Below are 14539 nucleotides of genomic sequence, written 5' to 3' on the forward strand. Positions count from 1 at the left end.
CCACTATGCTGCTCACGCCGTCCGAAGTCCGGAACTCCAGCGACACCATGTTGAAAAGAACCGCGGCGCCTCTGGATGTACGATCGGTCACCAAGACCTATGGTGATTTCCGTGCCCTGGACGACGTGACCCTTTCCATCGAGGCTGGCGAATTCATCGCCATCCTCGGTCCGTCCGGCTCGGGAAAGAGCACGCTGCTCATGGCTGTTGCCGGTTTCATCCGGCCGGACGCCGGCCGTATCCTGTTTGACGGGTCCGATATCGTGCGGGCGCCCGCAAACAGGCGCGGCTTTGGCGTCGTGTTCCAAAATTACGCGCTGTTCCCCCATATGGACGTCCTGGCCAATGTCGGCTTTCCGTTGAGAGTAAGGGGCGTGGCCAAGCGTGAAATCTCCGGCAGGGCAGAAGCCGCGCTGGAGACGGTCAAACTTAGCGGATACGGCTCCCGCGGCATCAGTGAACTGTCCGGCGGCCAGCGTCAGCGAGTCGCGCTGGCTCGTGCCATCGTTTTCGAGCCCAAGGTCCTGCTCATGGACGAGCCCCTCTCGGCGTTGGACAAGACGCTCCGGGAAGAGATGCAGATCGAGATACGTGAACTTCACAACAAACTTCAGATAACGACGCTCTACGTGACGCACGACCAGCGCGAAGCCTTGACTATCGCCGATCGGATCGCAGTCATGGACAAGGGCCGCATCGTTCAGCTCGATACGCCGGAAGTTCTCTACCGGCATCCGGCGGACGAATTCGTTGCGAAGTTCATCGGCGAAGCTACTATCCTTGACTCGGATCGGCTTGCGGGTGCTGGCGCGAAGGGAAAGGTCGTCATCCGTAGCGAGGATTTCTGCCTGCGTCCGGATGGCGATGCCGACGGCTGGGCGACACTTGAAGGAACCCTGCGCGGCATCGTTTTTCAGGGTGACAGCTGGCTTCTCCAGGTCGAATTGGCCGATGGTACTCTCATCGGTGCGCGCGCCCAGCAGCACTTCGCCCCGGATGTGTCCGCTCTCTTGATAGGTCAGCCACTGCCGCTTCACGTTCCGCGCACCCGCCTGCACGTGCTCGGGGCGACAAATGGCTGACATGGCGCTTGCCGGAAACGTCCGGCTTGAAGGTCTGAATCGCCGCGGGCTTGCCCGCGACGCGACATACGAACGTCTTCTCGCCCTCGGCTTTACACTGCCTTGCCTGCTCGTCGTGGCGATTGCGGTTGCGATCCCCTGTGGCTGGCTGTTCTACCTGTCGATCTTCGGCGCCGACGGAAGCCTGAGCTTTGAGAACTATCAGCGCATCATCGATGGCGCTTCCTATGCGCGCATATTCATGACCACTTTCCAGGTCAGTCTGTTAACGGTCCTTGCATGTGTGGTGATTGGCGTACCGTTTGCTGCCTTCATTAGCGGCCTCGAACAGCGCAAGGCGGTCTGGTTCCTGGCAGCGATCCTGCTTCCGTTCTGGACCTCGCTTCTGGTCAGGGCCTATTCGTGGCTGGTGCTCCTGCAGCGCGGTGGTATCGTGAATTCCACGCTGATGTCGCTCGGCATCATCGATGAACCCCTGCAGCTTGCCTTCAACCATTTCGCGACGATCCTCGGCATGACACATATCATGCTGCCGATCTTCATCCTGCCTGTGCTCGGGGCGATGCGGGCAATCGACCGGAACATCATTCGGGCCTCCGCCAGCCTCGGGGCAACGCGCAGCTTCACCTTCCGGACCGTCTTTCTGCCGCTCGCCTCACCAGGAATCGCAGCTGGCGCGATCCTGGTCTTCGTCATGAGCCTTGGCTTCTACGTCACACCGGCCATTCTGGGCGGTGGAAACGTGACCGTCATCTCGATGCGGATTGCCCGGAGCCTATCCAACTTCTCGAACTGGGGTGCGGCAAGCGCGCTGGGCGTCCTGATGCTCGTCTTCACCGGAACCGTCTTCCTGCTCGGCTACGCATTGCAGCGCTTCATTGCGAGGAAGGCCATCTGATGCTTGACGGTTTCGCTGAGAGCAAGACGCTGGAGCGGCTGAAATGGGCCGCAGCGCTATTGCTGGTCCTGTTCCTCGCCGCTCCATCCTTCATCGTCATCCCGATGTCGTTCTCGTCATCGGATTTCCTCGAGTTTCCGCCGCCCGGCTTATCACTACGCTGGTACGCCTATTTCTGGGATTCGATCACCTGGACGCAGGCGGCGCGCGCCTCGCTCATCGCCGGCGTTCTGACAACCCTGATTTCGGTGCCGATCGGGACGCTTGCCGCGTACGGGACTTTGCAATTGAGCGGCAAGATGCGGGTAATGGTGGCTACCCTCATCGTTCTGCCGGCGGTGATCCCGGCCATCCTCATCGCCATCGGCATGTTCTTCATGCTGGCTCGGTTCGGCCTCGTCGGAACGATGAGCGGCCTCGTGGTCGCCCATGTAGCGCTCGCAATTCCCGTTGTCTTCGTGGTGATGAGCGCCGCCTTCAGCCAGTTCGACTTCTCGCAGGAGCGTGCCGCGCGCAGCCTCGGCGCGGGACGTGTTCAGACCTGGCGCGCAGTCGTAATCCCGCAGGTATCAGGGCCGATGGTTGCGTCCGCGCTTCTTGCCTTCGTCACCTCGCTCGATGAAGTGGTCGTGGCCATGTTCATCACCAGCGGCGAGAACGCGACGCTTCCGAAGGTTATGTTCACCGCGTTGCGCGACAAGATCGACCCGACAATTGCTTCGGTTTCCACCGTTCTGCTGATGATCGCAACATCGGCCGTTGTCGTAGTCATACGAAAGGCGAGTCACCGCGGATGATCATCGGCGCAGCCTAAAGATACCTTCGATTTCGATAGGGGAATTGAACGGCAGGCTGGATGAACCGTAGGCGAGGCGAGCGTGGCGACCGACCTCATGGCCTAGATGCTCGACGAGTACGGCGGAGGCGTCGTCTAGCACCGTCGGGTGATCATGGAAGGTCGGTGCGCAGGCAAGATGACAGGTCAGCCGCATGCAGGCCGCCACACGATCGAGGTCCCCGACGGCGAGCTTGAGTTGCGCGATCAGGTTCGTCGCGGCGATGGCAGCCGCCTCAAGGGCCTGTTCGACGGATACATTCACGCCAATGATACCTGGGTGGATGATTCTGCCGTCCCGCCAGCTGAGTTGCCCCGAAGTGTAAAGCCATCCGTCGTACACACGGACCGCGCTATAGTTGCCAGCCGGCGGAGGTGCTGTCGGCAATCCGGATTGGATATTTGCGGTGGCAGGATCAGGGGATGTGTTGGTTTGCATTGGTTTGACAGTCCAGCCGCATGAGACTAATTGTTGTTTAATGATCAAAGAAACCGGAGCTTGGTTTGGACGCGCTGACATTGCCTCGCGAGGCCGATGCCCCGGCCGGGAACATCCAGAGCCTAGAGAAGGGGCTCCGGATACTCGATGAGATCATCGAATCTCCTGGCCCGTTGAAGCTTTCCGACATCGTGCGCCGGTTCGACATGGACCGCGCCTCGGCTTTCCGATTCCTCCAGACGCTGGAGCACCGAGGATTCCTGCGCAAGGACGCGACCACGAAGGAATATGACGTCGGCGGACGCGTCTACTACTGGGCATCGCGGCTGCGCGAAAAGACGCGCCTGATCGACACTTTCCACGATCATCTCGAACGCCTGGCTGGGATCACCCAACAGACCACCCATCTCGGGCTCTTCGTCAACGACAGGGTTCTTCTCGCCGATTTCGCACTGTCCGATTCCCTGGTCTCGATCCGGCATGTCATCGGCGGTCTGGAGCCTCTGCACAGCTCCGCCGTCGGTAAGGCTGTCCTTGCCCATCTGCCCCAGGGTCGGCGCGAGGCGTTGATCGCCAATCTGGACTTCGTCCAGACGACGAAGAACACCATCACGAATGCCGACGACCTGCGGATCGATCTCGCGGTGACGCGCGAACGCGGCTATGCGATCGACGCGAACGAGACTCATGAGGGTCTGACTTGCATTGCGCGGCCGATCTTCAATGCGCAAAAGGTCCCTATCGCGTCGATCGGTATCACCTGTGTCACCGCTCTAGTCAGCGCTGAATCGGGCCGTTTCGAGCACCTGATTAAGTCCATTCAAGAGATCGGGGACGTGGTGACGACCCAGATCGCTGGTTGAGTTGGGTCGCCAACGTCTCCTTCACCGGAGGGGCTGGAGGCTTATTGCGGGGTCAGGAACAGCTTGGCAGCAAGATGCTGCGATGATTGCTCCTGCTCCTCGCCCAGCCGCCGGATCCGGTCGCCGAACCGAGTTAAGTCCAGCGTCGAAGCGTCCGGATGATCGATCTCGATGAGATTGTCCGAGGGATCGCGCGCGAACATCTGCATTTCCCCGCTGGGCAGCAGCCACAGGGAGGCGTAGCGGGTTCCTTCCTCGAAAGCGCCGCGCGCCAACAGGGCCTCGAACGCTGCCGTGAAGTCGAAGACGGACACGGCGAAGTGCTGGTAGGTGCGGACCCCCGGAGTTGGCCCGACCTGCTGCAGATGCAGTTGCAGATCGCCAAGCCGCAGCCAGCATACCGGGAAGCCGAAATTTGGTGCCGGCAGACGCTCGCAGCCCAGCACATCGCGATAGAACGATTCGGAGTCGGCCATGTCCTTGGCCGGAACGCTTACATGGTTGAGCGTGGCGCGTTGTACCAAAGGCCCTGGAAATGCAGTCATCGGTGTCTCCCTCTTGGATGGGCCTACAGTAGCGCCATGTTCGAAAATATCAACAACTATTGTGCTATGCGCAACAGTTAGCTATGGTCGCAACAAACGGAGGTACCCATGAAACGATGCCTTATTGTGTCCGGCGGCTACGCGCCACATCGCCCGATCGAGGCTGGCAACCGGGTGCAGAAACTGCTCGAGGACGAGGGCTTCGCTGTTGTGCACAGCGACCGCCTGTCGGCCTATGACGAGGAGGATCTCACCGCCTACGATCTCATCGTGCCGAACTGGACAGTCGGAGACATGTCAGTCGAGACGTCGAAGCGGCTCTGGGACGCTGTGGCGAATTACGGCGTCGGCCTTGGCGGCTTCCATGGCGGATTGGCCGACGGTTTTCGTAACAACGACCGCTTCCGCTTTGTCGTAGGTGGCTCATACGTGGCCGAGCCCGGCGCGATCACCAATTATACCGTGGAGATTGTCAGGAAGGACGATCCCATCACTTCCGGCATCAAGAATTTCTCATACCGCTCCGAGCAGTATTACATGCATGTTGATCCGGCCGTTGAGGTGCTGGCGGTGACGCGGTTCGATAATCGATTCTATCAATGGATCGACGGCGTCGTCATGCCTTCGGTGTGGAAGAAGAAGTTTGGCGCTGGTCGGGTCTTTTTCAGTGCGCTTGGCCACGTTCCCGAGGAACTAGATGTCGTGCCCGCCCGCACAATTCTCCTGCGCGGACTCATCTGGGCCGCCCGTTAGGCTGCCTGAGGGACTGCCAAGGTTTATGGGGATAATTGTCATCGTTAAAATACATCCTGCCAATGCAGCACGCCGCTTTGGTTTTCGCTTGGCCGGTGGCCGGCTATTCGTCTCATAGACGCGGATTCGCGTTCGATATTTTTTGAACGCATCCGATGTTGCCCTCCTCAAGGAGAGTCCACCTATATTCCGGGCGCGCCTAATCTGCCGTCCGCATTCGCATGATTCACACTATGTCTGGTTTGGGGCCGGAAGTCGTAGGTCCGCTTGTGGTGCTGGGACAAGTTATAGCAGACGTACAATTTCATGAGCTCTGCGTGCTGTCGACCATATCGTCAGGCGCGCCCATCAGCCGGGCAAGCCATCTGGTCGATTGAAGCTGAGCGCAGAAGGTCAGCACGGCGATGGTTATCGGGACCCCGATGAAGGCGCCGAACAAGCCCCAGAGGAACATCCACAGGAAGACGGAAAACAGCACGAGAAAGGGCGACAGCGACAATGCTTTTCCTGCCACGCGCGGCTCGACGTAGCTGCCGATCGCGAACTGGATGAGATTGAGGCAGGCAAAGACGAACAGCGCGGAATACCAGCCCCGCAGGTGCTGCGCGGTCTTGCCAGCGCTGCACTGGCGGGGCCAGGCGCAATCTGCGCGGAATCTGGCCGTCCCGCGTGGAACATTACGTCGGACTTTGCTCGGCGCCGGCCGTCCAGGCCGCTACCGACAAATCCGCGACGCGGCACTTGGTGATCGCCGCCGCGGCTGCTATCCTGTCTGCAACTGAAGATACAGAGCGCATGCTGCGTCCGAAAGGTTCGCGCGGCGCGTGAAGGATAGTGCCGTGGAAGACCGCAACGCCGGCGCCGACGCGCCGGGAGCGGGTGTGCCTGGAAGTTTCCAGCCGGCAGGAGGCGCGGAAACTCGATCGGCCGGCAGGGCTGACTTCGCGTCGCCCGGCGCCGGCGAGGAAAACGGTCCGCACCCGAACAGCAAAGGCAAGAGACGCCGCAAGCGCAAGCGCGGACGCAAGGTTTTTGCGCGCGACGGCAATGCGCCCTCGGCGAAGGCTCCGCAGGTCTCTCAGCCTGAGCCGGACGTCCCCGCTGAAACACCGCCTGCAGAAATTCGACAGGCGGCAACCATACCCGTGGAGGCCGCTCGACGCGAGCCCCGCCCGCCCCAGCCTTACGACCTCCCGGTTTTTGCAGCGCTCGACCTCGGTACCAACAATTGCCGGTTGCTGGTCGCGGTGCCCGGCCGTCCGGGCCAGTTCCGCGTCATCGATGCCTTCTCGCGCATCGTCAGGCTCGGAGAGGGGCTGGCGGCGAACGGCCGGCTGTCCGACGCGGCGATGGACCGCGCCGTCGAGGCGCTGAAGGTCTGCGGCGACAAGCTGCGCAATCGCGCGATCGAACGGGCGCGGCTGGTGGCGACCGAAGCCTGCCGGTCGGCCGCGAACGGCGAGGAGTTCCTGTCGCGCGTCAAGGTAGAGACAGGACTGACGCTGGAAATCATCGATCGCCAGACCGAAGCGCGTCTCGCCGTCTCGGGCTGCGGCTCGCTGGTCGAGCGCGACACCGAGGGCGTCGTGCTTTTCGACATCGGCGGCGGCTCCTCCGAGATCGCGCTGATCGACGTCAGGGGGCAGCGATCGCCGCGCCTCGCCAGCCACATCGTCGCCTGGACCTCGCTGCCGGTCGGCGTGGTATCGCTGGCGGAAAAGTTCGGCGGACGCGAGGTGACGCCGCAAACCTTCGGCGCGATGATCGAGCACGTGAAGTCGATGCTCGACGGTTTCGCCGGGCGCAGCCGTCTGGACCATCTCATGGATGGAGAAAAGTTCCATCTGCTCGGCACCTCGGGCACGGTGACGACGCTGGCCGGCGTCCACCTCGAGCTCGAACGCTACGACCGGCGGCGCGTCGACGGGCTGTGGATGGACGGCGTGAGCGTCGACCGCATGGTGGAGAAGCTGCTCGGCTGGGATTTCCAGCAGCGCGTGAACAATGCCTGCATCGGCGCCGACCGGGCCGATCTCGTGCTCGCCGGCTGCGCCATCCTAGAGGCGATACGGGGCGTATGGCCGTCCGACCGCCTGCGCGTCGCCGACCGCGGCCTGCGCGAAGGCATTCTTTCGGAACTGATGGGCGACGCGGGCGTGTGGCGGCGCGGCTGGCGCGGCGGAGCGCGGCCGTGACCAAGAAGCCGGTGAAGCCCGGCGCCACCCGCGTGCTCCGCACCAAGATCAAGAAGAAGAGCGGACTGAAGGAATCGTCGCGCCGCTGGCTCGAGCGCCACATGAACGACCCCTATGTCCAGCGCTCGAAGGCCGAGGGCTACCGTTCCCGGTCCGCTTACAAGCTCATCGAGATCGACGACCGCTACAAGCTGCTGAAACCCGGCATGAAGGTCGTCGACCTGGGCGCGGCTCCCGGCGGCTGGAGCCAGGTGGCGGCGGCGCGCACGAAGTCGGCGGCGGAGAAGCCGCATGTCGTCGGGATAGATTACCTCGGCATGGACCCGGTGCCGGGCGCCACCGTGCTGGAGATGGACTTTCTGGATGACGCCGCTCCATCGAAGCTGCTCGAACAGCTTGGCGGCGAGCCGGACGTCGTTCTGTCCGACATGGCCGCTCCCACCACCGGTCACCGCCGGACCGATCACATCCGCACCGAGCATCTGTGCGAGGTGGCGGCCGATTTCGCGATCTCGGTGCTGAAGCCCGGCGGGCACTTCCTGTCAAAGACGTTCCAGGGTGGCACGGAACATGCCGTGCTCGATCTCCTGAAGAAGAATTTCCGCTCCGTGCATCACGTCAAGCCGCCCGCTTCGCGGGGCGAATCGGTCGAACTCTATTTGCTGGCCAAGGATTTCAAGGGCAGGGGCTGAGGCCGGACGGTAGGCGGTGCTCACCGGAGAATCCGCAAGCCAGCCGCTTTTCTTCCCTCGGCGGACGTGTTACCAGCCGCTGCCAATCCTGAAAGGGAACATCCGAGTCGGCGCGGTCCAACGGGCACCGCGCCTGCTTCGCGTATTTACAAGGATCGGCAATGGCGAAGATCATCGAGACTGCAACGGGCGCCCTGGCGCTGACCTTCGACGACGTGCTGCTGCAGCCCGGCCACTCGGAGGTCATGCCCGGCGAGACCGACATCAGGACGCGAATCGCCGGCGACATCGACCTCAATCTGCCGATCCTGTCGGCTGCGATGGACACGGTCACGGAAGCGCCGCTTGCCATCGCCATGGCGCAGGCCGGCGGCATCGGCGTCATCCATCGCAACTTCAAACCCGCCGAGCAGGCCGAGCAGGTCCGCCAGGTCAAGAAGTTCGAATCCGGCATGGTGGTAAACCCGGTCACGATCGGCCCCGAAGCCACGCTGGCGGACGCCCGCACCCTGATGAAGGTCCATCGCATATCCGGCATCCCGGTGGTGGAGAACGGCGGAACGGGCGGGCAGAAGGTCGGCCGGCTGGTCGGCATCCTCACCAACCGCGACGTGCGATTCGCGTCCGACCCGTCGCAGAAGGTCTTCGAACTGATGACCAAGGAGAACCTGGTCACGGTAAAGGAGTCTATCGTCGATCCGGAAGAGGCCAAGCGGCTGCTGCACCAGCGCCGCATCGAGAAACTGCTGGTCGTCGACACGGACGGCAACTGCGTCGGTCTGATCACGGTCAAGGACATCGAGAAGTCGCAGCTCAATCCCAACGCTTCCAAGGATGCGCAGGGCCGTCTGCGCGTCGCCGCGGCGACGAGCGTCGGCGACGACGGTTTCGAGCGCGCCGAGCGCCTGATCGACGCCGGCGTCGATCTGCTCGTGGTCGACACCGCGCATGGCCATTCGCAGCGTGTGCTCGACGCGGTGACGCGGGTGAAGAACCTTTCCAACTCGGTGCGCATCATGGCCGGGAACGTTGCGACCGCCGACGGCACGCAGGCGCTGATCGACGCCGGCGCCGACGCGGTCAAGGTCGGCATCGGCCCCGGCTCGATCTGCACCACACGCGTCGTGGCTGGCGTCGGCATGCCGCAGCTTTCGGCAATCATGTCGGCTGTCGAGACGGCGCAGCGCGCCGGCGTCTCGATCATTGCCGACGGCGGTATCAAGTACTCCGGCGATCTTGCCAAGGCTCTCGCCGCCGGCGCCAGCGCGGCGATGATCGGCTCGCTGCTTGCCGGCACCGACGAGAGCCCCGGCGAGGTCTATCTGCACCAGGGGCGCTCGTTCAAGGCTTACCGCGGCATGGGTTCGGTCGGCGCCATGGCGCGCGGCTCGGCCGACCGCTATTTCCAGGCGGAAGTGCGCGATACGCTGAAGCTGGTGCCGGAAGGCATCGAGGGGCAGGTGCCTTACAAGGGCCCGGTCGCCGGCGTGCTGCACCAGCTTGCAGGCGGTCTCAAGGCTGCCATGGGCTATGTCGGTGCGCGCGACCTTGCCGAGCTTCGCGAACGCGCAACCTTCGTGCGCATTTCGCCAGCCGGCCTGCGTGAGAGCCATCCGCACGACGTGACGATCACGCGCGAGAGCCCGAATTATTCAGGTGGCATGTAGGGTCCCGCCCGAAACTCCTGGAAGTGCCTTGCGATTCAGCCGTTAACCTCGAACACCGCGATCCTGCGGCGTTCGAACTTGACGGCGATTTCGCCGCGCACCAGGCGTAGCGCCTGCTCGCCGAACACCTCGCGCCGCCAGCCCGTGAGCGCGGGCACGTCGGCGGCCTCGCCCTCGGCGGCCAGCCGGTCGATGTCGTCGCTGGAGGCGAGCACCTTGGCGGCGACGCCCTCCTTTTCGGCGACAAGCCTGAGGAGCACCTTGAGCAATTCCGCCGCAGCGCTCGATCCTTCGGCCTGCTGCGGCAGCTTGGGCAGCCGCGGCATCTGGTCTTTCGGGATGGCGAGCGCTGTGTTGACGGCGGCCAGGAGCGCCGTCGCCGTCGCCGAGCGCTCCCAGCCTTTCGGCGTGGTCCTGAGCCTCGCCAGTGCGGCGGCATCGCGCGGCTGCTGCTGGGCGATCTCGTAGATCGCGTCGTCCTTGAGCACGCGTCCGCGCGGCACATTGCGCTCGCGCGCCTCGTGTTCGCGCCATGTCGAAACCGACTGCATCACCGCCAGTTCCTGCGGCTTGCGCAGCCGCATCTTGAGCCGCTTCCAGGCGTCTTCCGGCTTTGGATCGTAGGTGGAACGGGAGGTGAGCACCTCCATCTCCTCATTCAGCCAATGGGCGCGGTTCTCGCGCTCGAGCTCGACCTTGAGATGGTTGTAGACGTCGATCAGATGCGTCACGTCGGCGAGCGCATAGGCGAGCTGCTTGTCGGAGAGCGGGCGGTGGCGCCAGTCGGTGAAGCGCGACGACTTGTCGAGCTGCTCGCCGGTGATCTTCTGCACGAGCTGGTCGTAGGAGACGCTGTCGCCGAAACCGCAGACCATGGCCGCGACCTGCGTGTCGAAGACCGGATGCGGAATCAGCGCCCCCAGGTGGAAGACGATCTCGATGTCCTGCCGCGCGGCATGGAAAACCTTGATGACGGCCTCGTTGGCCATCAGCGCGAAAAAGGGCTTGAGGTCGATTTCGGGTGAGAGCGGGTCGATGAGCGCGGTCACGCCCGGCGATGCCATCTGGATCAGGCACAGTTCCGGCCAGAACGTGGTCTCGCGGATGAACTCCGTGTCGACGGTGACGAATTCGGATTTCGCCAATTCGCCTATGACGGAGTCGAGCTCGGCCTGGGTCGTAATCACATGCATGAAAAGTCTTCGGTCAACAGGATGATCTGCTTCCATTCCAGCCGGCGGCGCGTTCGTCAAGCTTAGCGGGCAAAACGTCGACGGTCATTCCTCGGCGGAGCCTTTGCCGGAAGCGCCGTTTCGCCGTGTCAGGCGGGCAAAAATCGTCGAAGTGCGCAGGAGGGCCGTGAAACGCCCACGCCGGCTGGCCGGTACCGCGGCCCGCGCCTGCATTCGGTAGACGATGATCAGAATGAAGATCGCGTAGACGGTCGCGCAAAAGATGAACAGCGATTGTGGGCCGAAGCGTTGCATGAAGGACGAGGCGACGAGCGGGCCGCCGATCGCACCGAACGAATAGAACAGCATGAGGGCTGCGTTGACGAGCACGAACTCGCCTCTGTCGGCGCGGTCGTTGGCGTGCGCCGCCGAAAGCGAAAACAACGGCATGGCGAACGAGCCGAAGACGAAAACCAGGCCAAAATTGGCGATCACGCCGGTGCCTGCCAGGAAAACAAGCGCCAGCGCGGCAAGCATGGCGCCGACGGTGGTGATCAGCAGCACCTTGCGCCTGTCCCAGAGGTCGGAAAGATGGCCGAGCGGGTACTGGATGATCGCGCCGCCGACGATGCCTATGCTGACGAAGGTGACGACGTCGGTGACCGACATGCCGATCTGTTCGGCATAGACGGGCGAGAGGGTGCGAAAGGCGCTGTTGGTCATTCCCACGGCGACACAGCCGATGCAGGCAAGCGGCGAAATACGCCATACCCGGGCCAGGTCGAGCTTGACGTCCTCCGGGGCGGTGGGATTGGAGCGGTCGCCGAGCGACACCGGCACCAGCGACAGCGTGATCATGATCGACATGATGGCGAAGATCGCGAATCCGTCCGCTCCGAACACCGGGATCAGAAACTGCGCCCCGGTGACCGAGCCGATGTCGATGATGCGGTAAAGGGCAAGCACCCGCGCGCGATCGTGGTTCTGGACGCCAGAGTTGAGCCAGCTCTCCATGACGGTGAAAAGCCCGGCGAAGCAGAAGCCGGTGACGAAGCGTATCGCCGACCACATCACCGGGTCGATAACGAGCACCAGAAGCAGAGTTCCGGCCGAGGCCATGGCCGCCAGCGCCGAGAAGGAGCGGACGTAGCCGACTGCCCTCATGATGCGCGTGATGAAGATGCAGCCGAGCAGGAAGCCGCCGAAATAGGCGGTGCCCATGAAGCCGATGGTGGCCGGCGAGAAGCCTTCCTCGGCCCCGCGCAGCGCGATCAGCGTGCCTTGCAGCCCGTTGCCGCCGAGCAGTATGCCTGCTGCGAGGAGAAGTGGGATCAGCGGACGGATCGAGGACATCTGCGACGGGGCAATCCGCTAGCGGGATGCTCTTATTGGGGCATCGCGCGAACGATTGCCAGAGGCGATGGCCACCGGCATTGGGCCAGCCCAGCCTTTGCCTTGACAAATCAGGGTGCCCATGCGCTTTTCCGCGCGAATTTTGGGCCGGCGCCGGTTCGCCGGCACTTGGCACATATCCCGGATTTTTGACATGACGATGCACCGCTACCGCAGCCACACTTGCGCACAACTCAGGAAATCCGAAGCCGGAAAAGCCGTCCGGCTCTCCGGCTGGGTTCATCGCGTGCGCGACCATGGTGGGCTGCTCTTCATCGACCTGCGCGATCACTATGGCATGACGCAGATTGTCGCCGACCCGGATTCGCCAGCCTTCAAGACCGCTGAGGCGGTGCGCGGCGAGTGGGTGATCCGCGTCGACGGCGAGGTCAAGGCGCGCATGGCCGAGGCCGTGAACCCAAACCTGCCGACCGGCGAGATCGAGGTGTTCGCCCGCGAGATCGAGGTGCTGTCGGCCGCCAAGGAGCTGCCGCTGCCGGTGTTCGGCGAGCCGGATTATCCGGAGGACATCCGACTCAAATACCGCTTCATCGACCTGCGCCGGGAGACGCTGCACAAGAATATCGTTTTACGTACGAGGATAATCGCCGAGATACGCAGGCAGATGGCGGAGGCGAGCTTCACCGAGTTCTCGACCCCGATCCTGACGGCCTCGTCGCCGGAAGGCGCGCGCGACTTCCTGGTGCCGAGCCGCATCCACCCCGGCAAGTTCTACGCGCTGCCGCAGGCGCCGCAGCAATACAAGCAGTTGATTATGGTGTCGGGATTCGACCGCTATTTCCAGATCGCGCCGTGCTTCCGTGACGAGGATCCTCGCGCCGATCGTCTCCCCGGCGAGTTCTACCAGCTCGACCTCGAAATGAGTTTTGTCGAGCAGGACGATGTGCTCGGCACGATGGAGCCGGTGCTGCGCTCGGTGTTCGAGACTTTTGCCGAAGGCAAGCCGGTCACCAAGGAATTCCCACGCATCGCCTACGATACGGCGATGCGCAAATACGGTTCCGACAAGCCTGATCTGCGCAACCCGATAGAGATGCAGGAGGTGTCGGACCACTTCCGTGGCTCGGGATTCAAGGTGTTCGCCGGCATCCTCGCCAGCGACCCGAAGGCCGAGGTGTGGGCGATTCCGGCCAAGACGGGCGGGTCGCGCGCCTTCTGCGACCGCATGAACTCCTGGGCGCAAGGGGAGGGTCAGCCGGGCCTGGGGTATATCTTCTGGCGCAAGGAGGGCGACAAGCTCGAAGGCGCCGGCCCGATCGCCAAGAACATCGGCGAGGAGCGCACCGAGGCGATCCGCACCCAACTCGGACTGCAAGACGGCGACGCCGCCTTTTTCGTAGCCGGCGATCCCAAGAAGTTCGTCAGCTTCGCGGGCGCAGCGCGCAGCCGCGCCGGCGAGGAACTGAACCTCGTCGACCGCGAAAAATTCGAGCTGTGCTGGATCGTCGACTTCCCGTTCTTCGAATGGAACGAGGAGGAGAAGAAGATCGACTTCGCGCACAACCCGTTCTCCATGCCCCAGGGCGGCATCGACGCGCTGAACGGGTCCGAGCCGATGTCGATCAAGGCGTTTCAGTACGACATGGTCTGCAACGGCTTCGAGATTGCGTCGGGCGGCATCCGCAACCACCTGCCGGAGACGATGGTCAAGGCGTTCGAGATGGTCGGGCTCGACCGTGCGACGGTCGAGGAGCGCTTCGGCGGCCTCTACCGTGCCTTCCAGTACGGCGCGCCGCCGCATGGCGGCATGGCGGCCGGCATCGACCGCATCGTCATGCTGCTCGTCGGCGCTAAGAACCTGCGGGAGGTGACCATGTTCCCGATGAACCAGCAGGCGATGGACCTCCTGATGAACGCGCCGTCCGAGGCGACGCCGACGCAGTTGCGCGAACTGCACCTGCGCACGGTTCCACCTCAGAAATAGGGTCCGCAATCGGCCCCAAGCGATTCTTTGGATTCGACAATTGCCCGGCAAAGATGCCGGG

Annotated in this window: 13 protein-coding genes and 1 pseudogene; 9 read left to right on the plus strand and 5 right to left on the minus strand. The window is 63.2% G+C overall.

Features of this window, described 5'->3' with window-relative positions:
- Nucleotides 1-5 precede the first annotated feature (5 nt).
- Genes ABLE71_RS18430 through ABLE71_RS18440 form a run of 3 tightly spaced genes read left to right on the plus strand, consistent with a single transcriptional unit; the run spans nucleotide 6 to nucleotide 2777 of the window.
- Entirely contained in the window at nucleotides 6-1082 is a 1077-nt protein-coding gene (locus ABLE71_RS18430; protein WP_348784917.1) for an ABC transporter ATP-binding protein, read from the plus strand.
- A complete protein-coding gene (locus ABLE71_RS18435) occupies nucleotides 1075-1980 on the plus strand; it encodes an ABC transporter permease (protein ID WP_348784918.1) in 906 nt (301 codons plus the stop codon). Before ABLE71_RS18430 ends, ABLE71_RS18435 begins: the two co-directional genes overlap by 8 nt.
- A complete protein-coding gene (locus ABLE71_RS18440) occupies nucleotides 1980-2777 on the plus strand; it encodes an ABC transporter permease (RefSeq protein ID WP_348784919.1) in 798 nt (265 codons plus the stop codon). Before ABLE71_RS18435 ends, ABLE71_RS18440 begins: the two co-directional genes overlap by 1 nt.
- Here the strand turns inward: ABLE71_RS18440 and ABLE71_RS18445 are convergent, their stop codons facing one another.
- Entirely contained in the window at nucleotides 2778-3335 is a 558-nt protein-coding gene (locus tag ABLE71_RS18445; protein WP_348784920.1) for a RidA family protein, read from the minus strand.
- Here ABLE71_RS18445 and ABLE71_RS18450 point away from each other — a divergent pair.
- Nucleotides 3320-4117: an IclR family transcriptional regulator gene (locus ABLE71_RS18450; RefSeq protein ID WP_348784921.1), complete on the plus strand. Its 798-nt coding sequence runs from the start codon at nucleotides 3320-3322 to the stop codon at nucleotides 4115-4117. The genes ABLE71_RS18445 and ABLE71_RS18450 overlap by 16 nt on opposite strands.
- A gap of 41 nt (nucleotides 4118-4158) precedes the next feature.
- Here ABLE71_RS18450 and ABLE71_RS18455 read toward each other — a convergent pair whose 3' ends face one another.
- Nucleotides 4159-4662, minus strand: a complete 504-nt coding sequence (locus ABLE71_RS18455) for a VOC family protein (protein WP_348784922.1) — start codon at nucleotides 4660-4662, stop codon at nucleotides 4159-4161.
- A gap of 108 nt (nucleotides 4663-4770) precedes the next feature.
- Here ABLE71_RS18455 and ABLE71_RS18460 point away from each other — a divergent pair, with 108 nt between their 5' ends.
- Nucleotides 4771-5415, plus strand: coding sequence for a ThuA domain-containing protein (locus ABLE71_RS18460; RefSeq protein WP_348784923.1), 645 nt, complete (start codon nucleotides 4771-4773; stop codon nucleotides 5413-5415).
- A gap of 304 nt (nucleotides 5416-5719) precedes the next feature.
- On the opposite strand, the pseudogene ABLE71_RS18465 reads toward ABLE71_RS18460, so the two are convergent.
- Nucleotides 5720-5998 (minus strand): annotated as a pseudogene (locus tag ABLE71_RS18465) (AI-2E family transporter); the annotation flags it as partial.
- A gap of 256 nt (nucleotides 5999-6254) precedes the next feature.
- Between ABLE71_RS18465 and ABLE71_RS18470 the strand changes: the two are divergent.
- The 3 genes from ABLE71_RS18470 (at nucleotide 6255) to guaB (ending at nucleotide 9969) form a co-directional block, all read left to right on the plus strand.
- Nucleotides 6255-7610, plus strand: coding sequence for a Ppx/GppA phosphatase family protein (locus ABLE71_RS18470; protein ID WP_348784924.1), 1356 nt, complete (start codon nucleotides 6255-6257; stop codon nucleotides 7608-7610).
- Complete coding sequence (locus tag ABLE71_RS18475) at nucleotides 7607-8302, plus strand: RlmE family RNA methyltransferase (protein WP_348784925.1); 696 nt, start codon at nucleotides 7607-7609, stop codon at nucleotides 8300-8302. Before ABLE71_RS18470 ends, ABLE71_RS18475 begins: the two co-directional genes overlap by 4 nt.
- Nucleotides 8303-8463: 161 nt before the next feature.
- Nucleotides 8464-9969 (plus strand): IMP dehydrogenase, encoded by a 1506-nt coding sequence (gene guaB, locus ABLE71_RS18480; RefSeq protein ID WP_348784926.1) that lies wholly within the window; start codon nucleotides 8464-8466, stop codon nucleotides 9967-9969.
- A 35-nt stretch (nucleotides 9970-10004) separates the two neighbouring features.
- Here guaB and rnd read toward each other — a convergent pair whose 3' ends face one another.
- Both rnd and ABLE71_RS18490 read right to left on the minus strand, forming a co-directional pair.
- Nucleotides 10005-11162 carry a ribonuclease D gene (gene rnd, locus ABLE71_RS18485; protein ID WP_348784927.1) on the minus strand — a complete coding sequence of 386 codons (1158 nt, stop codon included), beginning with the start codon at nucleotides 11160-11162 and terminating at the stop codon, nucleotides 10005-10007.
- Nucleotides 11163-11246: 84 nt separating this feature from the next.
- Nucleotides 11247-12494: an MFS transporter gene (locus ABLE71_RS18490; protein ID WP_348784928.1), complete on the minus strand. Its 1248-nt coding sequence runs from the start codon at nucleotides 12492-12494 to the stop codon at nucleotides 11247-11249.
- Between the two features lie 199 nt (nucleotides 12495-12693).
- Between ABLE71_RS18490 and aspS the strand changes: the two genes are divergently transcribed.
- On the plus strand, nucleotides 12694-14478 hold the full coding sequence (gene aspS / locus ABLE71_RS18495; RefSeq protein ID WP_348785158.1) for an aspartate--tRNA ligase: 1785 nt from the start codon (nucleotides 12694-12696) through the stop codon (nucleotides 14476-14478).
- Nucleotides 14479-14539: the final 61 nt, after the last annotated feature.

This window comes from Mesorhizobium sp. KR9-304, assembly GCF_040049215.1.
Taxonomy (GTDB): domain Bacteria; phylum Pseudomonadota; class Alphaproteobacteria; order Rhizobiales; family Rhizobiaceae; genus Mesorhizobium_K.

What these genes read in the sequence shown, in the direction of transcription:
- ABLE71_RS18440 (WP_348784919.1), top strand. Translation starts at nt 1,980, where the DNA reads ATGCTTGACGGTTTCGCTGAGAGCAAGACGCTGGAGCGGCTGAAATGG.
- aspS (WP_348785158.1), top strand. Translation starts at nt 12,694, where the DNA reads ATGCACCGCTACCGCAGCCACACTTGCGCACAACTCAGGAAATCCGAA.
- ABLE71_RS18430 (WP_348784917.1), top strand. Translation starts at nt 6, where the DNA reads ATGCTGCTCACGCCGTCCGAAGTCCGGAACTCCAGCGACACCATGTTG.
- guaB (WP_348784926.1), top strand. Translation starts at nt 8,464, where the DNA reads ATGGCGAAGATCATCGAGACTGCAACGGGCGCCCTGGCGCTGACCTTC.
- rnd (WP_348784927.1), bottom strand. Translation starts at nt 11,162, where the DNA reads ATGCATGTGATTACGACCCAGGCCGAGCTCGACTCCGTCATAGGCGAA.
- ABLE71_RS18455 (WP_348784922.1), bottom strand. Translation starts at nt 4,662, where the DNA reads ATGACTGCATTTCCAGGGCCTTTGGTACAACGCGCCACGCTCAACCAT.
- ABLE71_RS18460 (WP_348784923.1), top strand. Translation starts at nt 4,771, where the DNA reads ATGAAACGATGCCTTATTGTGTCCGGCGGCTACGCGCCACATCGCCCG.
- ABLE71_RS18435 (WP_348784918.1), top strand. Translation starts at nt 1,075, where the DNA reads ATGGCTGACATGGCGCTTGCCGGAAACGTCCGGCTTGAAGGTCTGAAT.
- ABLE71_RS18445 (WP_348784920.1), bottom strand. Translation starts at nt 3,335, where the DNA reads ATGTCAGCGCGTCCAAACCAAGCTCCGGTTTCTTTGATCATTAAACAA.
- ABLE71_RS18490 (WP_348784928.1), bottom strand. Translation starts at nt 12,494, where the DNA reads ATGTCCTCGATCCGTCCGCTGATCCCACTTCTCCTCGCAGCAGGCATA.